Source organism: Streptomyces oceani, assembly GCF_001751245.1.
Lineage (GTDB): Bacteria > Actinomycetota > Actinomycetes > Streptomycetales > Streptomycetaceae > Streptomyces > Streptomyces oceani.
On sequence record NZ_LJGU01000127.1, the window covers coordinates 349,876 to 368,133 of the forward strand.

Annotated in this window: 14 protein-coding genes and 1 pseudogene; 7 read left to right on the top strand and 8 right to left on the bottom strand. The window is 70.6% G+C overall.

All coding sequences use genetic code 11. The features are described 5' to 3' along the window. Nucleotides 1–66: 66 nt before the first annotated feature. The 3 genes from AN216_RS14925 to AN216_RS14935 all read right to left on the bottom strand — a co-directional run bounded on the left by AN216_RS14925 (nucleotide 67) and on the right by AN216_RS14935 (nucleotide 2,132). Nucleotides 67–876, bottom strand: coding sequence for an Fpg/Nei family DNA glycosylase (locus AN216_RS14925; protein ID WP_070197148.1), 810 nt, complete (start codon nucleotides 874–876; stop codon nucleotides 67–69). Nucleotides 877–883: 7 nt separating this feature from the next. Continuing rightward, on the bottom strand, nucleotides 884–1,375 hold the full coding sequence (locus tag AN216_RS14930; RefSeq protein WP_070197149.1) for a ribose-5-phosphate isomerase: 492 nt from the start codon (nucleotides 1,373–1,375) through the stop codon (nucleotides 884–886). 157 nt (nucleotides 1,376–1,532) lie between these two features. After that, complete coding sequence (locus AN216_RS14935; protein WP_070197150.1) at nucleotides 1,533–2,132, bottom strand: biotin transporter BioY; 600 nt, start codon at nucleotides 2,130–2,132, stop codon at nucleotides 1,533–1,535. 284 nt (nucleotides 2,133–2,416) lie between these two features. Between AN216_RS14935 and AN216_RS14940 the strand changes: the two genes are divergently transcribed. Both AN216_RS14940 and AN216_RS14945 read left to right on the top strand, forming a co-directional pair. Beyond that, on the top strand, nucleotides 2,417–3,817 hold the full coding sequence (locus AN216_RS14940; protein WP_070197151.1) for an amino acid permease: 1,401 nt from the start codon (nucleotides 2,417–2,419) through the stop codon (nucleotides 3,815–3,817). Nucleotides 3,818–4,014: 197 nt separating this feature from the next. After that, a pseudogene (locus AN216_RS14945) lies at nucleotides 4,015–4,656 on the top strand (superoxide dismutase). A 135-nt stretch (nucleotides 4,657–4,791) separates the two neighbouring features. Here the strand turns inward: AN216_RS14945 and AN216_RS14950 are convergent. Further along, nucleotides 4,792–5,463: a mycothiol-dependent nitroreductase Rv2466c family protein gene (locus tag AN216_RS14950; protein WP_170843128.1), complete on the bottom strand. Its 672-nt coding sequence runs from the start codon at nucleotides 5,461–5,463 to the stop codon at nucleotides 4,792–4,794. Between the two features lie 211 nt (nucleotides 5,464–5,674). Between AN216_RS14950 and pepN (AN216_RS14955) the strand changes: the two genes are divergently transcribed. The 3 genes from pepN (AN216_RS14955) to pepN (AN216_RS14965) all read left to right on the top strand — a co-directional run bounded on the left by pepN (AN216_RS14955) (nucleotide 5,675) and on the right by pepN (AN216_RS14965) (nucleotide 12,301). Beyond that, a complete protein-coding gene (gene pepN, locus AN216_RS14955; RefSeq protein WP_070197311.1) occupies nucleotides 5,675–8,281 on the top strand; it encodes an aminopeptidase N in 2,607 nt (868 codons plus the stop codon). Between the two features lie 177 nt (nucleotides 8,282–8,458). Beyond that, nucleotides 8,459–9,574: a hypothetical protein gene (locus AN216_RS14960; RefSeq protein ID WP_070197153.1), complete on the top strand. Its 1,116-nt coding sequence runs from the start codon at nucleotides 8,459–8,461 to the stop codon at nucleotides 9,572–9,574. A gap of 147 nt (nucleotides 9,575–9,721) precedes the next feature. Continuing rightward, nucleotides 9,722–12,301, top strand: coding sequence for an aminopeptidase N (gene pepN / locus AN216_RS14965; RefSeq protein ID WP_070197154.1), 2,580 nt, complete (start codon nucleotides 9,722–9,724; stop codon nucleotides 12,299–12,301). Nucleotides 12,302–12,576: 275 nt separating this feature from the next. Here pepN (AN216_RS14965) and AN216_RS14970 read toward each other — a convergent pair whose 3' ends face one another. The 4 genes from AN216_RS14970 to AN216_RS14985 form a co-directional block, all read right to left on the bottom strand. Then, nucleotides 12,577–13,641, bottom strand: coding sequence for a hypothetical protein (locus AN216_RS14970; protein ID WP_070197155.1), 1,065 nt, complete (start codon nucleotides 13,639–13,641; stop codon nucleotides 12,577–12,579). Between the two features lie 221 nt (nucleotides 13,642–13,862). Then, nucleotides 13,863–14,078: a hypothetical protein gene (locus tag AN216_RS14975; RefSeq protein WP_420855746.1), complete on the bottom strand. Its 216-nt coding sequence runs from the start codon at nucleotides 14,076–14,078 to the stop codon at nucleotides 13,863–13,865. A gap of 188 nt (nucleotides 14,079–14,266) precedes the next feature. Beyond that, nucleotides 14,267–14,551, bottom strand: a complete 285-nt coding sequence (locus AN216_RS14980; protein WP_070197157.1) for a hypothetical protein — start codon at nucleotides 14,549–14,551, stop codon at nucleotides 14,267–14,269. A gap of 290 nt (nucleotides 14,552–14,841) precedes the next feature. After that, on the bottom strand, nucleotides 14,842–15,381 hold the full coding sequence (locus AN216_RS14985) for an HNH endonuclease (protein ID WP_070197158.1): 540 nt from the start codon (nucleotides 15,379–15,381) through the stop codon (nucleotides 14,842–14,844). Nucleotides 15,382–15,824: 443 nt separating this feature from the next. On the opposite strand from AN216_RS14985, the gene AN216_RS14990 reads away from it, so the two are divergent. Beyond that, on the top strand, nucleotides 15,825–16,835 hold the full coding sequence (locus tag AN216_RS14990; protein WP_070197159.1) for a mechanosensitive ion channel family protein: 1,011 nt from the start codon (nucleotides 15,825–15,827) through the stop codon (nucleotides 16,833–16,835). Between the two features lie 177 nt (nucleotides 16,836–17,012). Further along, a complete protein-coding gene (locus AN216_RS14995) occupies nucleotides 17,013–18,245 on the top strand; it encodes an ROK family transcriptional regulator (RefSeq protein ID WP_070197312.1) in 1,233 nt (410 codons plus the stop codon). The last annotated feature ends 13 nt before the right edge of the window (nucleotides 18,246–18,258 follow it).

Genomic DNA, 18,258 nt, shown 5'->3' on the forward strand with positions numbered 1-18,258 from the left:
GGCGCACGGCCCGCGAACGGCGGTCGCGGCCGCGGGCCGGGGACCGGGGGCCGTACGGCGGTCGGTTCAGCGAGGTTGACAGGCCGGGCACCAGAAGAGGTTGCGGGCGGCGAGGGTGGCGCCGCGGATCTCGCCCCCGCAGACGAGACACGGCTGCCCGGCGCGCCGATAGACGTACACCTCACCACCGTGGTCGTCGACCCTGGGCGGGCGACCCATCGCCTCCGGCTCGTGCGCGGGGCGCACGGTGTCGATGCGTCCCGCCCGTACGCCGGCGCGCAGCAGCCCGGCGAGGTCGTCCCAGAGCGCGTCCCACTCCCGGCGGGTCAGGTCACGCCCGGGGCGGTACGGGTCTATGCCCTGCCGGAAGAGCGCCTCGGCGCGGTAGACGTTCCCCACTCCCGCGATGACCTGCTGGTCCAGCAGCAACGCGGCGACGGAGCTCCGGCTTCGCGAGACCCGGGCCCAGGCACTGTCCGGTCGGGCGTCCGAGCGCAGCGGATCGGGCCCCAGCCGGGCGGCGACGGCCGCCTTCTCCTCCGGGGTGATCAGCCGGCACTGGGCGGGGCCGCGCAGCTCGGACCAGTCGGCCGGGGTGCTCAGCCGTAGCCGTATCTGCCCGACCGGGGCGGGCACCGGGCCGGTGCCGAACCGGACGGTGCCGTACAGGCCGAGGTGGACGTGCACCCACCCGGTGGCCGCGAAGTCCAGGAAGAGGTGCTTGCCGTGCGCCTCGGCCGCGTGCAGGACCGAGCCGTGGAGCAGCGCGGCGCCGTCCGCGAACTTGCCCTGCGGGCTGGCCGCGCGGACCGGTCGCCCGGCGAAGCGGGTCTGGTGGTCGGCGGCCAGCCGGTGGATGGTGTGGCCCTCCGGCACGGGCCGGTCAGCCGGCCTGTGCGGGGTGGTGCGCGGGGACGGGCGGGAGGGCGCCGGTCTGCTCGTAGGCGCTCAGCATGTCGATCCGCCGGGTGTGCCGCGCGTCGCCGGAGTAGGGGGTGTCGAGGAAGGTCCGCACGAACCCCACGGCCTCGTCCTCCGTGTGCATGCGGGCGCCGACGCTGAGGACGTTCGCGTCGTTGTGCTCACGGGCGAGTGCCGCGGTCTCCTCGCTCCAGGCGAGCGCGCAGCGGATGCCGCGCACCTTGTTCGCGGCGATCTGCTCGCCGTTTCCGGAGCCGCCGATGACGATGCCGAGCGCGCCCTCGTCCGCCGCCGTACGCTCCGCGGCGCGGAGGCAGAAGGGCGGGTAGTCGTCCTGCGCGTCGTAGATGTGCGGCCCGCAGTCGACGGGGTCGTGGCCCACCGACCGGAGCCAGGAGACCAGGTGGTTCTTGAGTTCGTAACCGGCGTGATCGGAGCCGAGGTAGACGCGCATGGCGAGGAGTCTAGGACGTGTGTGGGAAGCGCCGTCGTCCGCCCTCGAAGCGGGTCCCGGGCATGGCGCAGCGTGCACGACGAGCACACGGCGGAGGAGGAGACCGGGAGCGGGGGCGTGCGTGCCACGCCCCCGTGTGCGGCCCAGGCCGCTGGCCTCAGCGTTCGTCGCCGAGCAGCTTCCAGACGGCGGGCAGCGCCCCCATCGCCAGCGCGGCCTTCAGCGCGTCACCGACGAGGAACGGCACCAGCCCCGCGGCGAGCGCCTCACCCGCGGACATGCCGGTGGCCAGCGCCAGGTACGGCACGCCGATCGCGTACGTCACCGCCATTCCCGCCGCCATCGTGCCGGCCGTACGAAGCACGCCCCGGTCTCCACCGCGGCGGGCCAGCGCGCCGACGACCACGGCGGCCAACAGCATGCCCAGGACGTAGCCGAACGAGGACAGCCCCAGGCCGGACTCTCCCTGGGAGAACCACGGCACTCCGGCCACGCCGGCCATCGCGTAGAACGCGAGGGCCAGGAAGCCGCGGCGGGCGCCCAGCGAGGTGCCGACCAGCAGCGCCGCGAAGGTCTGTCCGGTCACCGGCACCGGCGAGCCCGGGACCGGCACGGCGATCTGCGCGGCCACACCGGTCAGGGCCGCTCCGCCGAGTACGAGGGCGGCGTCCCGTACCCGCGCGCGCCCGGCACTACTGGCGGGCAGGACATCGGCGAGGACGGTACCTGGGCGGACGGTGGTGGCGGGGAACGTCATCGGGACTCCGAACGCGGACGAGGAAGCGGACCGTTCGACCGTAGCGGACCGGGCGGGGACTTCCGGCGTGACTTTGACGACATCCGACGCCCCCGCGCGGTGGCCAACCGGCCCACGAACAACGGCGGAACGACCCGTGTACGGCAAATCGACGGAAAATTTCCGTGAAGCTGCGTTGCCCTGTGCGGGCGTCGCGTCGACACTGATCCGAGCAGCGCACCAGCGCGCGCCGCTCCGCCGCACCACCCTCCCCCGTCTCCGTATGAAACGGTCGGTCTGCACCCATGGCAACCACGAATCAGGACCCGCCCGGCACCGGCTCCGACACGTCCCAGAGCACGCTGAGCCAGGGCCTCAAGCAGCGCCATCTGTCGATGATCGCGCTCGGCGGGGTGATCGGCGCCGGGCTGTTCGTCGGCTCCGGTGCGGGCATCGCGGCCGCGGGGCCCTCCATCGTGTTGGCGTACGCGGCCTCCGGCGTGCTGGTGATGCTGGTGATGCGGATGCTCGGCGAGATGTCGGCGGCGCGGCCCGCCTCCGGCTCCTTCTCCGTACACGCCGAACGCGCCATCGGTCCCTGGGCCGGCTTCACCTCCGGCTGGATCTTCTGGGGGCTGCTGTGTGTGGCGATCGCGGTGGAGGCGATCGGCGCCGCGGAGATCATGACCCGCTGGCTGCCGGGCACCGAGTCCTGGATGTGGGTCGCGCTGTTCATGCTGATCTTCTGCGGCACGAACCTCACCAACGTACGCAACTACGGCGAGTACGAGTTCTGGTTCGCCGCCATCAAGGTCGCCGCGATCATCACCTTCCTGGTCCTCGGCTGCCTCGCCATCGTGGGCATGCTGCCCAGCGTCGACGCCCCGGGAAGCAGCAATATCACCGGTAACGGCGGCTTCTTTCCGAACGGCACGGACGGCCTGATAGTGGGCCTGCTGGCCTCCGTGTTCGCGTACGGCGGTCTGGAGACGGTGACGATCGCGGCGGCCGAGTCGGAGGACCCGGTGCGTGGCGTGGCCAAGGCGGTCCGCACCGCCATGTGGCGGATCGCGGTGTTCTACGTGGGTTCGATGGCGGTGATCGTCGCCCTGGTGCCCTGGGACAGCGAGGCCGTCGCGGGTGGTCCGTACGCCGCCACGCTGGACCAGCTGGACATCCCGGCGGCGGCCGACGTGATGGACGTGGTGGTGTTGATCGCGCTGCTGTCCGCCATGAACGCGAACATCTACGGCGCCTCCCGGATGTCGTACTCGCTGGTGGCACGCGGGCAGGGACCGCCGGCCCTGGGCGTGGTGTCCGGGCGGGTGCCGCGCCGCACGGTCGTCGCCTCGTCCTGCTTCGGCTTCTTCGCGGTGCTGCTGAGCTACTGGTGGCCGGACACCGTCTTCACCTGGCTGTTGAACATGGTGGGCGCCGCCGTGCTGGTCGTCTGGGGCTTCATCGCGGTCACGCAGCTGATCACCCGACGTCAGCTGGAGCGGGAGGCGCCGGAGAAGCTGGTGGTGCGGATGTGGTTCTACCCGGTGCTGACCTGGCTGGCGCTGGCGGCCATGGCGGCGGTGCTGTTGTTGATGTTCCGCGAGGAGGAGACCCGGACGCAGCTGTTCTTCACCGGCGGCCTGGCCCTGGCGCTGACAGCGGTGGGCCTGGTGCGGCAGTACGTACTTCCCAAGCGGAAGCAGTAGGGACGGCCGCCGGGCGCCGGCCCGGTACGCGCGATGTCGAGGGGTGGCCCGGCCGGGCCACCCCTCGATGCCGTGCGGCCGCGTTGTCTGCGTACGTGCCCCGTCCTCTACCCGGCACGCTCCGCGTTCGGGCGCACACTCTTGCTGCTAGCCTCCTTTTGCAAGTATCTTGCAATAAGTGCCGGAGGAGAATAAGCATGGCGACCTACTCACTGCCGGAGCTGCCCTACGACTACTCGTCGCTGGAACCGGTGATCAGCGGCGAGATCATCGAGTTGCATCACGACAAGCACCACGCGGCGTACGTGAAGGGGGCCAACGACACACTCGAGCAGTTGGCGGAGGCTCGCGAGACGGACCAGTGGAGCGCGATCAACGGTCTTGAGAAGAGCCTCGCGTTCCATCTCTCCGGACACATCCTGCACAGCATCTACTGGCGGAACATGTCCGGTGACGGAGGCGGCGAGCCACTCGAGAAGGACGGCACCGGGCAACTGGCCGACGCCATCGCCGAGAGCTTCGGCGGCTTCGCCCGGTTCCAGGCCCAGATGACCAAGGCCGCCGCCACCACCCAGGGCTCCGGCTGAGGCGTACTGGCCTACGAGCCGGTGAGCGACCGGCTCGTGGTGGAACAGGTCTACGACCACCAGGGCAACGTGGGTCAGGGCTCCGTGCCACTGCTGGTCTTCGACGCCTGGGAGCACGCCTTCTATCTGCAGTACCGCAACCAGAAGGTCGACTTCGTCGAAGCCATGTGGCGCGTCGTCGACTGGCAGGACGTCTCACGACGGTACGTCGCCGCCAAGGAACGCGCGAACGACCTCCTACTGGCGCCGTAGTCTCCTGCGGCGCGGGCCCCGCCTCGTGATCGTCTTCTCACCGCTCCCGAGGCAGGGCGGGAAAGAGGAGCGGCCCCCGGGTGGACGTGACACCCGGGGGCCGCTTCGCTCCCACTACGACGGGCGGGTGACCGCTCAGTCGAACTGCGGCGCCGCCTCCCGGGTGCGCTTCAGCTCGTAGAACCCGGGCGTCCCGGCCACCAGCAGCGTGCCGTCCCACAGCTTGCCGGCGGCCTCGCCCTTCGGTGCCGGGGTCACCACCGGGCCGAAGAACGCGATCCGTTCGCGGTCCGCTCCCGGTACGGCGATCACCGGGGTGCCGACGTCCTGCCCGACCAGGTCGATGCCCTCCTGGTGCGAGGCGCGCAGCCGGGTGTCGTACTCCGTGGAGTCCGCCGCCTCGGCCAGCTCGACCGGGAGTCCGGCGTCCTCCAACGCGCCGACCACGGACTCCCGCAGCCAGGCCGCGCTCTCCTCCTCGGAGTACTCCTCCGTCTCCCCCGACTTCGCCGCCCCGACGTGCAGGCGGTTGCCGAGCGCGGTGTAGAGCGGTCCGAGGACCTCGCTGCCGTGCCGCTGCTCAGCGGCGACGCACACCCGTACGGGCCCCCAGCCCCGTGTGAGCAGCGCGCGATACCCGTCGGAAAGCTCGTCGATCTTGGGCTCGTTCAGCACCGAGAGGCTCATCACGTGCCAGCGGACCTCGACCTCCCGCACCTCCTGTACCTCGAGCATCCAGCGGGAAGTCAGCCAGGCCCAGGGGCACAGCGGGTCGAACCAGAAGTCGGCCGGGGTCTTCTCAGTCATACTCACGAATCTCCTCACGCGTGCGTACGGTCAGCGCCGATGCTGCCGTGTAGGCGCCTCCAACGCACCCGGAGCGGACGCCATTCCCGCCGCCCCGGCCTCTGGTCCGGCCCGCTGGGCCTGGCGATCCCAAGTCCGACGCACCGGGCGGTTGTCGGCACGTGCGATGCTGGCTGCCTTCGTGTTCGGTATCCGAGACAAGGAGTCCGCTGTGCCCGGTGAGAATCTGACCCGTGACGAGGCCCGGCAACGCGCGGAGTTGCTGGCCGTGGACGGGTACGAGGTGGCGCTGGACCTGCGGTCCGCGCTGGCGCCGGTGCCCGCGGGGGCGGAGCGGACCTTCCGCTCGACCACCACCATCCGCTTCCGCTGCGTACGGCCGGGTGCCTCGACCTTCGTGGACCTGCTGGCACCCACGGTGCACTCGGTGACGCTGAACGGACGCTCGCTGAACGTCGACGCCGCATTCGACGGCAGCCGCATCGCCCTGGACGACCTGGCCGCCGAGAACGAGCTGATCGTCGACGCCCGCTGCGCGTACAGCCGCACGGGAGAGGGGATGCACCACTTCGTCGACCCCGAGGACGGCGAGGTCTACCTCTACACGCAGTACGAACCAGCCGACGCGCGCCGGGTGTTCGCCAACTTCGAGCAACCCGACCTGAAGGCTCCGTTCGACTTCGTGGTGACGGCGCCCGAGGGGTGGACCGTGCTGAGCAACGGCGCGCCGAAGGGCGAGCCGGCACCCACGGATGACGGCGCCGCGCTGTGGCGGTTCACCCGCACCGAGGTCATCGCCACCTACATCACCGCCGTGGTCGCCGGCCCGTACCACCAGGTGCACGACGTGTACAAGCGCACGTTCGAGGACGGCCGGGAACTCGAGATCCCGCTCAGCGCCCTCTGCCGTAGGGGACTCGCCCCGCACTTCGACGCCGAGGACATCTTCCTCGTCACCAAGCAGGGCCTGGACTTCTTCCACGAGCACTTCGACTATCCGTACCCGTTCGGCACGTACGACCAGGCGTTCGTGCCGGAGTACAACATCGGGGCGATGGAGAACCCGGGCTGCGTCACCTTCCGCGAGGAGTTCATCTTCCGCGGCCGGGTGACCGAGGCGTCGTACGAAGGCCGGGCGAACGTCATTCTGCACGAGATGGCGCACATGTGGTTCGGCGACCTGGTCACCATGGAGTGGTGGGACGACCTGTGGCTCAAGGAGTCCTTCGCGGACTACATGGGCGCCCTGGCGCTGGTGGAGGCGACCCGCTTCCAGGACGGCTGGATCACCTTCGCCAACCGGCGCAAGTCCTGGGCGTACCGCGCCGACCAGCTGCCCTCCACCCACCCGATCACGGCGGACATCCACGACCTGGAGGACGCCAAGCTCAACTTCGACGGGATCACCTACGCCAAGGGCGCCTCGGTGCTCAAGCAACTCGTCGCCTACGTCGGCCGGGAGCCCTTCCTCGAGGGAGCACGGCGCTACTTCAAGCGGCACGCCTGGGGCAACACCCGGTTGGGTGACCTGCTGTCCGTGCTGGAGGAGACCTCACGGCGCGACATGACCGCCTGGTCCCAAGCCTGGTTGCAGACAGCCGGCGTCAACGCACTGACGCCGCGGGTGACGTACGACACGGCGGGGCGGATCAGCGAGTTGACGGTGCTGCAGGAAGCCACCGAAAGCCACCCGACGCTGCGCCCGCACCGGGTCGCGATCGGCCTCTACCGGCACGATCCGGCCAGCGACGAGCTGATGCGGTACGCCCGGGTCGAGACGGACGTGGCCGGCCCGCGTACGTCCGTCGGTGAGCTGACCGGAGCCGAGCGGCCGGATCTCGTACTGCTCAATGACGAGGACCTGACGTACTGCAAGGTGCGCTTCGACGAGTCGTCGCTGGCCACCCTGCGGGAGCGGCTGGGCTCACTGACCGACCCGCTGGCCCGGGCACTGTGCTGGACGGCGCTGTGGAACCTGACCCGGGACGGACTCATGCCGGCCCGGGACTTCCTCTCCCTGGTGCTCCGGTTCGCCGGCGAGGAGACGGACGTCGGCGTCCTGCAGATGCTGCACGCCTGGGCGCGTACGGCACTGGTGCGCTATACGGCGCCGGATCGGCGTACGACGGCCGGCGGGGAGCTGGCCGAGGGCGCGCTGGCCCAGCTGCGGAAGGCGGCTCCCGGGAGCGGCCACCAGCTGGCCTGGGCCCGGTTCTTCGCCTCGGTCGCGGAGCGGGCGTCGGACCTGAGGGTGCTGCGGGAGCTGCTCGCCGGTACGGCACGGATCGACGGACTCACCGTCGACCAGGAGCTGCGCTGGACCTTCCTGCTGCCGCTGGCCGCCCACGGCGCGGCCGACGAGGAGACCCTGCGCGTCGAACGGGCTCGGGACGACACCGCCTCCGGCCAGCGCCACCAGGTCCGCTGCCTGGCCGCCCGCCCGGACCCGGGGGTCAAGGCCGAGGCGTGGGCGGCGGTGATGGAGACCGACCGGCTGTCCAACGCGCTCGTGGAAGCCACCCTCGACGGCTTCGCGCAGCCAGGGCAGGAGGAACTGACGGCGCCCTACGTCACGCCGTACTTCGAGGCGTTGGAGAGTGTCTGGCAGAGCCGCTCGATCGAGATCGGGATGGACATCGTCCGGGATCTGTACCCGGCGCTACAGGGCGACCAGGCCACGCTGGACGTCACCGACCGCTGGCTGTCCACCCACCCCGACGCGGCACCGGCGCTGCGCCGGCTGGTACTGGAGGCGCGGGACGACCTGGCGCGCGCGTTGACCGCACGGCGGTGCGACGCCCGTGCCGGGCGGGATTGAACGCCGGGCGCCTCGCCGAAGCGCGTGGATCCGCTGATCAGCCCGCTGGGACAGGGCCGTTCGGGGGAACCTGATCGGCAGTCGAACGTGCGTACTTTAGTACGGGGTTGTCTGGTTTTGTCGACGAGCGTGTAACAGGCGTTGGCTGGCGCCCGTTAATGGGGCATCGAGGAGGTCATGACTCACAACGCCCCGCACTCCGCCAGGCTCCACCACCCGAACCAGGAGGACGGACACGGCCCGGACATCCACGACAGCGTGCTCACCGCCCGGGCGCTCCGCGCGCAGGGGGTGTCCGCGGCCGAGGCCGACCGACGCTGCCGGCCCGGCGGACCCTGGCAACTCCTGTTGCCGGGCGTCTACCTGCTGCGCGCCGGGCCGGCGGTGCCGGCCGAAAGGTTGCGTGCCGGACTGCTCTACGCCGGGCGCCGCACGGTCCCCGCACAGCCGGGACCCGACCGGCACACTCGCACCCCACCGGCCGGAGAGGCCCGAGCCAGCGGAGAAGTCCAGGTCACCGGGGAGGCCCAGGTCACCGGAATGGCCGCGCTCGCCCTGCACGGCTTCCGGGGCGTCCCCGCGCTGCCCCTACTCGAGTGCGTGGACGTCCTGGTGCCCCACACCCGAAGACTGCGCTCTGCCGGGTTCCTCCGCGTCGTGCGTACCCTCTCCCTCCCGGAGCCCGAGGAGATCACCGGCCTGCCGGTGGCCCCCGTGCACCGCGCGCTGACGGACACCGCACGGCGGCTGACCGACGGGGCCGCGCTACGCGAACTGCTGATGGAGGCCGTACACGCCGAGCACTGCGAGGCGACGGCGGTCGTGTCCGAACTGCGCCGCGCCGGCCTGCTGGACCGCCCCGAGGTGGCGGCCTTCGCGCCCCACCTGCTCTCCGAGGGCAGGGCCATCAGCGAGGGCCACCTCTACGGGGCTCTGCGCTGCCAGGGACTTCCGGAGCCGTGCTGGAACGTCGAGCTGCGGCTGCCCGACGGCCCGCCGCTCGGCGGTCTGGACGCGTACTGGCCGGGGCACGCCGTCGCGTTGGAGATCGACGAGCTGCCCGCGAACCCCGACGACTGCGCCGCCACACGGGCCCCTGGCCGGGCCGACCCTCCTGACACACCTCGCGCGTACCGGCACGCGGCGCTGGAGCGACTGGGGATCAGCGTCGTACGCGTGTCCCCGGCGCTTTTGCGGGACACGCCGGACCTGGCGGCGAGCCTCGTGCGTACGGCGCTGATGGCGGCGGAGGAAGCCGATCCGGCGGCCTACGTGGAGGTGCTGCCGCGCTGACGCGGGCGCGCGTACGGCCATGCGGGGGCTGCGCGCATGTGACGAGTACGCCGGAGGCCCGCCGGCGGGCCTCCGGGGAAATCGCCCCTCGGACCGCCGGGGACGCATGGAAGGATGGCGGGTCAAGCCACAAGAGGAGATGACCACGTGCCTGGGACGAACCTGACCCGCGCGGAAGCGCAGGAGCGCGCACGGTTGCTGACCGTGGACGCATACGAGATCGAGCTGGACCTGACCGGTGCGCAGGAGGGGGGCACCTTCCGGTCGGAGACCCTGGTCCGGTTCGACGCCACCGAGGCCACCGACAGCTTCATCGACCTGGTGGCGCCCGAGGTGCACGAGGTCGTGCTGAACGGAGAGGAGTTGGCGCCCGACACGGTCTTCGCCGACTCCCGCATCGCACTGACCGGGATCGTCGCGGGGCGCAACGAACTCCGGGTCGTCGCGGACTGCGCGTACACGAACACCGGCGAGGGTCTGCACCGCTTCGTGGACCCGGTGGACGAGCAGGCGTACCTCTACACGCAGTTCGAGGTGCCGGACGCGCGACGGGTCTTCGCCAGCTTCGAGCAGCCCGACCTGAAGGCGTCCTTCCAGTTCACCGTGCACGCCCCGGAGAGCTGGAAGGTCATCTCGAACTCCCCTACCCCCGAGCCGGCGGGCGACCGGGGGAACATCTGGCGGTTCACCCCGACGGCACGCATCTCCTCGTACATCACCGCGCTGATCGCGGGTCCGTACCACAGCGTGCACAGCAGTTGGGAGCGGGACGGGCGTACCGTGCCGCTGGGGGTCTACTGTCGGCCCTCGCTGGCGGAGTACCTGGACGCGGACGAGATCTTCGACATCACCAGGATGGGCTTCGACTGGTTCGAGGAGAAGTTCGACTACGCCTACCCGTTCGAGAAGTACGACCAGCTCTTCGTGCCGGAGTTCAACGCCGGCGCGATGGAGAACGCGGGCGCGGTGACCTTCCGCGACCAGTACGTCTTCCGCTCCAAGGTGACCGACGCGGCGTACGAGGCGCGGGCCGAGACCATCCTGCACGAGCTGGCGCACATGTGGTTCGGCGACCTGGTCACCATGGAGTGGTGGAACGACCTCTGGCTGAACGAGTCGTTCGCCACGTACACCTCCATCGCCTGCCTCGCGCACGCGCCGGAGAGCAGGTGGCCGCACTCCTGGACCACCTTCGCCAACCAGATGAAGACGTGGGCCTACCGCCAGGACCAACTGCCCTCCACGCACCCGATCATGGCTGAGATCGGCGACCTGGAGGACGTGCTCGTCAACTTCGACGGCATCACCTACGCCAAGGGCGCCTCGGTGCTCAAGCAACTCGTCGCCTACGTAGGCATGGACGAGTTCTTCCGGGGCGTACAGACCTACTTCCGGCGGCACGAGTGGGGCAACACCCGACTGGCCGACCTGCTCACCGCGCTCGAGGAGACCTCCGGACGGGACCTTCGCGCCTGGTCCAAGGCGTGGCTGGAGACGGCCGGGATCAACATCCTGCGCCCCAAGATCGAGACCGACTCCAGCGGCACCATCACCGGCTTCGCCGTACGCCAGGAAGCCCCACCGCTGCCCTCCGGCGCCACCGGCTCCCCCACCCTCCGCCCGCACCGCGTCGCCATCGGACTGTACGACCTGAAGGACGGCAAGCTGGTGCGCGGTGACCGGCTGGAGCTGGACGTGGACGGCGAACTGACCGACGTACCAGAACTGGTGGGCCGGCAACGGCCGGCGGTCATCCTGCTCAACGACGACGACCTGTCGTACGCCAAGGTGCGGCTGGACGCCGAGTCGCTGGCGACCGTGACCCGTCATCTGGCCGACTTCACCGAGTCGCTGCCGCGCGCCCTGTGCTGGGCCTCGGCCTGGGACATGACCCGGGACGCCGAACTCGCCACCCGGGACTACCTGGAGCTGGTGCTGGCCGGCATCGGACGGGAAGCGGACATCGGGGTCGTGCAGTCACTACAGCGTCAGGCGCGACTCGCCCTGGACCTGTACGCCACCCCCGAGTGGCGGCCCACCGGGCTGGCGCGCTGGTCGGAGGCGACCCTGGAGCAGTTGCGGGCCGCCGAGCCCGGCAGCGACCACCAGCTGGCCTGGGCACGTGCTCTGGCGGCCACGGCTCGTACGGACGAACAACTGGACCTGCTCGCCGGGCTGCTGGACGGCTCGCAGGAGGTTCGCGGGCTCACCGTGGACACCGACCTGCGCTGGGCGCTGCTCCAGCGGCTCGCGGCGACGGGGCGGGCGGACCGTAAGCAGATCGACGCCGAGTTGGAGCGGGACGCGACCTCGGCCGGCGAGCGGCACGCGGCCACGGCGCGGGCCTCGATGCCCACGGCGGAGGCGAAGGCGGCGGCCTGGGCCTCCGTGGTCGAGGGGGACGCCCTGCCGAACGCCGTGCAGGAAGCGGTCATCCACGGCTTCGTACAGACCGACCAGCGGGAGCTGCTCGCGCCGTACACCGCGAAGTACTTCGCGGCGTTGCCGGGGGTGTGGGAGAGCCGCAGTCACGAGATGGCGCAGCAGATCGCGGTGGGGCTCTACCCCACGCTCCAGGTCTCGCGGGAAACCCTGGACGCCACGGACGCCTGGCTCGCTGACACCAAGCCGAACGCCGCGCTGCGCCGGCTGGTCACCGAGTCGCGCGCGGGCGTCGCACGTGCGCTGAGGGCGAGGGCCGCGGACGCGGCGGCGGGCGAGGGCTGAGGCGGCCCGCACGGAAGTACGACCGCTGGGCGCGGGCGCGGGGCACCTTCCCGCGCCCGCGTCCGGTGTCGGGGCGAGCAAAACCCCCACATCTCACCACCGCAGTCCATCTTGACCAGGCGCAACAAAGACGTACGGGCATGCCCGCTTGACCTCAGTCAGGCATTCCTGCGGATCTGTCAACCTGCTCACTCGAACGTTCGAGAAAAACGTGAGCCCGTGCGCAAGACCTGTGGGGATCCGCCCGACCTCGTCACCGATTCAGGAGAACTACATTACGAATCGATTTGGCGGATCGCCTCCCGGGGGTAAGGGGTGCTCCGGCTCTCCTGCTGAAACCTGCGATAGAAGTCACCCATCACCGCGGCGACCGGCGCGTAACGAACAAGAACTTCCGCTACCGCCGGTGGAACTCGTTCTGGAGAGACCCCCCGGGCACAGGAGTGCACGAACTCCTTGCGTTCCTCCGGTTGGTACCCGTACAAAGCGACAACCAGCCAGTTGACCAGATGTGTCACCGTATAGCACCGATCGTAGGTGCGGTGCTCGTCGAAGAACTTGCCCTCCTCCGGCGTGAGATCGAAGCGCGAAGAAATCGCGAGGCCGTAGTCAGCGAAGAAGAGCCGCCGACCGTCGGTCAGAATGTTCTGGAAGTGAGCGTCAAAGTGCAGCAGTCCGCGAGTGTTCATGAACGAGACACCGGCGTGCAGCTCATCGTCCACCATGGCGCAGGCCTGCTCGGCCATCTCGTCACTGGTCTCAACCTGAACGCCGAACCAGTCGTGCAAGTTCTGCGGGATGCACTCCAGGAACAGCATGAGACTCGCGGAGGAGCGCTGGAGAGCCTCAATCCGGCAACGTACTCCCGTTCCGCCTCCCCAGTAGGCGACAGCTCGTTCCACATCGGCCAGTTCCTCGGGAAGTGGCTGGCCGGAATCTGGTAGCACCCGCCAGTGGTACATCAAGGGGAACCCGTCGTAGTCTCCCGCGATCACCCAGTTTGTCGTCATGATGTGCACGGCCAGCTCCCGCCAGGCTCCGAACCCCGGGCCTCCGATGCTGCCGATGCCGTACTGGCAGAAGGTCGGGATTCCGAAGACATTCTCCGTGGAATGGATGTTCTCCGGGCGTCGCTCCAAATCGCTCAGGCGTACCTGCTTCACGAAGACCGAGGTCCCGCCGACCTCCAGCAGCACTGATTTTCCGCCGAGTCCGGAAGCGATCGGAGTGGCGGCGTCCACAAGTTCGTGCAGTCTGCGATCACTGGATAGTGCCAGCGATGTGGAGACGGCTCCGTGGGCGGCCAGACGAGCACCGCGGGACATATCAGGGCTCTGCATCAATGCCTCCGGCTGGACATCTGCCCTTGGTGCAATCGCTTCAACGAGCACCCGGGCAGGAGATCCCCGTCAGCTTCTCACCTCAGGAGCGATGATCCGTTTGCGAGCGCAGACGGCACGCAGCGCCCAGGAACGATGGATCGGCCACGCGCGGCGCGTACGGTCCGGGAGCCGGCGGCAGTGCCGCGGGCCACGGACCGGGCGGGCGTCGGGAGGGGGTCCTACTGTTTGCGGGGCTTGTCCCCGACCATCACCAGGCCGGCGATCACCAGGAAGAGCAGGATCGGCAGGCCGACGTAGATACCCAGCGTCTCGAGGACACTCAGGCCCGGCCCCGGGTCGTCACCGTCGTCCGGAGTGACGGCGAAGGCGGGGGACGACAGGGTCAGCAGGGCGACCGTCCCCGCCGTGAGGGTGCCGGCGCGCAGTGCGTTCATCTTGTTTGCCACGCTCCGACGGTAGCGAATGGTCCTGTCGTGCGCGCGCTCGGGGTGGGTCCAGCTGTCGGGCGCGCGCCCGACGTCCGGGCCGCCGGCCGGATCGGTCGTTGTCCGGCCGCCCGGACGCGTGCGTACGAGGTTGCGCAGGGGGCGTACGAGGTGCGCGCGCGAGGCGCAGCCCCGACTCAGATGTCCGAGGGCTCGGTACCGATGCCGGTCGCGGTGGGCTCGCTGGTCAGCGGCAGCTCGGCGTCCATGGGAAGTTCGCTGGTGAGCGGCGCGACATCGGCCAGTGGTGGCTCGCTGGTCAGTGGCGTCTCGGCGGAGCCGAAGGAGCACGAACCGTCGAGTCCGGAGTCGGGGTCGGTCACGCCGGACAGGTCTACCGGTTCGTGCCCGGGTTTCTCCGGCGGGGCCGGGATCTCCAAGCGGCTATCGGATTCGCTGGTGAGCAGTGCGGACGCGGCCACGGCGGGCCTCCGTTCATGGACTTCGGTGTTCGGTTCCTGCCCTACCCAGCCTGCACGCGCGCAGACATCCTCCGGGAGGCATCGTGACTCAGGTCACGGGTACTTCCACGAAGAATCTGCCGTCACCACCCCGCCCTGGGCAAAGTTGTTCCGGGCATTTCGGGCTTCGAACTCCAGTTTTTCCACTACCCCCACGAGCGTGTCGCGGCGCCGGCGCCGGTCCGTGTACCCGGCAACCGCGCCGGCGCACCGTGTGCCCCGTGCCCCCGTAAACGCGAAAGCCCGGATGCTCAGGCAGGTACTCTGCCGTCGATCCGGGCGAGTGCGTCGTCCGCGCCGTAGGGCTGGAGGTACGGCATCCAGCTCGGGTCCCGATGTCCGGTGCCGATGATCCGCCAGGCCAGTCCGGACGGCGGGCCGGGTTGGTGGCGCAATCGCCAGCCGATCTCGGTGACATGGCGGTCCGCCTTGACGTGGTTGCAGCGTCGGCAGGCCGCCACCACGTTCTCCCAGGTGTGTTTGCCGCCCCGGCTGCGCGGGATGACGTGGTCGACGCTGGTCGCGACGCCACCGCAGTACGCGCATCGGCCGCCGTCCCGAGCGAACAGCGCGCGCCGGGTCAGCGGCACCGGGCCGCGAAAGGGCATCCGCACGAAGTGTTTGAGACGGACCACGCTGGGTGCGGGGACGACGCGGGTCGCGCTGTGCATCAGGGCGCCGGAGTCCTCGAGGCTGATGGCCTTCTCGTTGAGGACGAGTATGAGCGCGCGGCGGAGCGGTACGACACCGAGCGGCTCGTACGACGCGTTGAGGACCAGGACATGCGGCACGGTGCCTCCTCGTACGTCGGCGGCGCGTGGCTCGCGCCGGGACGATCTCCCCCAGTGTGTCCTCTGCACCACTGACCGCGCCACCACGAGCGGGTAACGCGCCCGTGGTGTTTTCCACCACAGGAAGCTCACCGGAAGCCGTCACGGAACGGGGTTCCGCTGGCCACTCGGCCGCCGCCGGTTTCCGCAAGACCTCGGCGCGCGCCCCACGCGGAACGCCGATGGCCGGGCATGAAGGGGCTGTGCGGGCGGATCGTACGCCACCGGGGCGGAACCGGCAGGGCGTGACGGACCGTGGCCGGGATTGGTCGGGAGGTGCGCGGAGGGGCCGGATGTGTGCGGGATGGGCCATTAGTGTGTCCTCTGTGTGCGTACGCCGCCGCGCGTACCTCCCGGGGCCTCCCGGGACCGCCCGGGCACGCCTCGCACGGAAGGGTTCTGCTGTGTCCTGGTCGTTCGCCGCCACCCCTTCTCCGGACGGTACTCCCCCCACCGACGGGGCGACCTCGCTCGAGGAGGCCCACGAACGGGCCACCAACGCCGCCGGCTGGTTCGAGGAGAACTGGTCGACCTGGCTGGCGACCGGGCTGCGGATCCTGCTCATCCTGGCCATCGCGGTGGTCCTGCGCTATCTCGTACGCCGGGCGATCACCTCGTTCCTACAGCGCGTGAACCGGGACGCGGAGGCCGAGGCGAGCGGTAACGCGCTGCGAGGCCGCGGACTCCTGGTGAACGTCGAGCGCCGCCGGCAGCGCTCCGAGGCCATCGGCTCGGTGCTCCGCAGCGTGGCCACCATGGTGATCATGGGCACGGCCGGGCTGGTCGTCCTGGGCACCCTGGGCATAAACCTGGCGCCGCTGCTGGCCAGCGCCGGCGTCGCGGGAGTCGCGGTCGGCTTCGGCGCGCGAAACCTGGTCACCGACGTACTGACCGGGACCTTCATGCTGCTCGAGGAGCAGTACGGCGTCGGCGACCGGATCGACGCGGGCGAGGCGACCGGCAAGGTGATGGAGATCGGCCTGCGGGTGACCAAGCTGCGCGGCGACGACGGCGAGATCTGGTACGTACGCAACGGCGAGATCAAGCGCGTCGGCAACCTGAGCCAGGGCTGGGCGACCGCCGCGCTGGACGTCCAGGTCCGGGCGCGCGAGGACCTGGCTGAGGTGCGCGGCGCCATCGTCTCGGCCGGTGCGGCCATGTCGAAGGACGAGCCCTGGGACGAGGTCCTGTGGGACGCGGTACAGGTGCTCGGTTTGGATTCGGTGACGCTGGACTCCATGGTGCTGCGCGTGCAGGTGAAGACCATGCCCGGGGAAGCGTTGGGGGCGCAGCGGGAACTGCGCTGGCGTGTCAAGCAGGCCCTGGACGAGCGGGGTATCGAGATGGTCGACGACGAGTCGCTCGCTCTGGAGGCGGGCCGGCTCTCGCTGGAGAAGACGCCGGCCGAGCGCTGAAACGGCACGGCCGAGCGCCCGTACGGGTGTGCGGCCGTACGGACGGGCATTCCGATCACACGTTGACGCCGTGCGCTGGCGGGCCTAGCGTTTCGTTTGAACAGGAAACCTTCCTAACAGTTCGCTGGAGGCTCCGTGTGCCAGGCGTCCCCGGGCACCCCGGGCGTGCTACGGGCCATGAACGACCGCGCCGCGCTGGACCTGCTGGCCACACACGGCCCGCTCTCCCGCAGCCGACTCGGCGGACTCACCGGTCTGTCCAAGCCCACCGTCTCCCAGCTGCTGGCCCGCCTGGAAGCCGCCGGCCTGGTCATCGGCACGGGCACCAGTGGCGGCGGCCCCGGACCCAACGCCCGGCTGTACGCGCTCAACCCGGACGCCGCGCGGGTCGCCGCGCTCGATGTGACCGCCGGCACGATACGCGCCGCGATCGCGGACATCACCGGCCGTACGATCGGCCGGCACCAGGTGTCCGTCCCCGCCCGACGGTCCGTACGCACCACGGCCCCCGCCGGAACCCGCGCCGGGGGGACCCGCGCCGCGGGACAGCCCGTGACGGAGCTGCTCACCGCCGCGCTGGAGGGCGCCGCCGCGGAGGCCGGAGTCGCTCTGCACGAGCTGCACCACGCGGTCATCGGCACTCCGGGCGCCTTCGACCCGAGCACCGGACGCCTGCGCTACGCCCAGCACCTGCCCGGCTGGCACTCCCCCGACCTACTGGAGGAGCTGGCCACCACCCTGCCGATGCCGTTCAGTTGCGACAACGACGTGAACCTGGTCGCCGTCGCGGAGCACCAGCTGGGGGTCGCCAACGACGTCGACGACTTCCTGCTGTTGTGGAACGAGGCGGGGATGGGCGCCGCGCTCGTCATCGGCGGCACCCTCTACCGGGGCTGGACCGGCGGCGCCGGCGAGGTCGGCTTCCTCCCGGTGCCGGGCGCCCCGCTCGTACGGGACGCGGCCCGTGCCGGCAGCGGCGGCTACCAGGAACTGGCCGGGGCTGGGGCCGTGTTGCGGCTGGCGGACGAACTCGGCGTGCCCCGCCCCCCGTATGCCCGGAAGATGGCCGTCGAGCACGCCGCGGCCGGACTGCTGAGCGAAGCCGCACGCGGCACGGGTCAGGTCGGCGACGCCGGGGAGCGGTTGCTCCAGCGCTTCGCCACCGCCCTGGCGACCGGGCTGGCCGGACTGCTGGCGATGCTCGATCCGCCGGTCGTGGTGCTCAGCGGCGGACTGCTGGCCGCGGGCGGCGAACCGCTGCGCGAGCGGGTGCGCGCCGAGCTGGCCGAACTCGCGGTGCCCCGACCGCGGCTGGTGCTGGGCACCGTCACCGAACGTCCCGTGCTGACCGGCGCCCTGCGGAGCGCGCTGGCCAGCACCCGGCAGGAGGTGTTCGACACCTCGCGCTGAGACCGAGGACCGC

What these genes read in the sequence shown, in the direction of transcription:
- AN216_RS14930 (WP_070197149.1), bottom strand. Translation starts at nt 1,375, where the DNA reads ATGCGCGTCTACCTCGGCTCCGATCACGCCGGTTACGAACTCAAGAAC.
- AN216_RS14935 (WP_070197150.1), bottom strand. Translation starts at nt 2,132, where the DNA reads ATGACGTTCCCCGCCACCACCGTCCGCCCAGGTACCGTCCTCGCCGAT.
- AN216_RS14940 (WP_070197151.1), top strand. Translation starts at nt 2,417, where the DNA reads ATGGCAACCACGAATCAGGACCCGCCCGGCACCGGCTCCGACACGTCC.
- AN216_RS14950 (WP_170843128.1), bottom strand. Translation starts at nt 5,463, where the DNA reads ATGACTGAGAAGACCCCGGCCGACTTCTGGTTCGACCCGCTGTGCCCC.
- AN216_RS14960 (WP_070197153.1), top strand. Translation starts at nt 8,459, where the DNA reads ATGACTCACAACGCCCCGCACTCCGCCAGGCTCCACCACCCGAACCAG.
- AN216_RS14970 (WP_070197155.1), bottom strand. Translation starts at nt 13,641, where the DNA reads ATGCAGAGCCCTGATATGTCCCGCGGTGCTCGTCTGGCCGCCCACGGA.
- AN216_RS14975 (WP_420855746.1), bottom strand. Translation starts at nt 14,078, where the DNA reads ATGAACGCACTGCGCGCCGGCACCCTCACGGCGGGGACGGTCGCCCTG.
- AN216_RS14995 (WP_070197312.1), top strand. Translation starts at nt 17,013, where the DNA reads ATGAACGACCGCGCCGCGCTGGACCTGCTGGCCACACACGGCCCGCTC.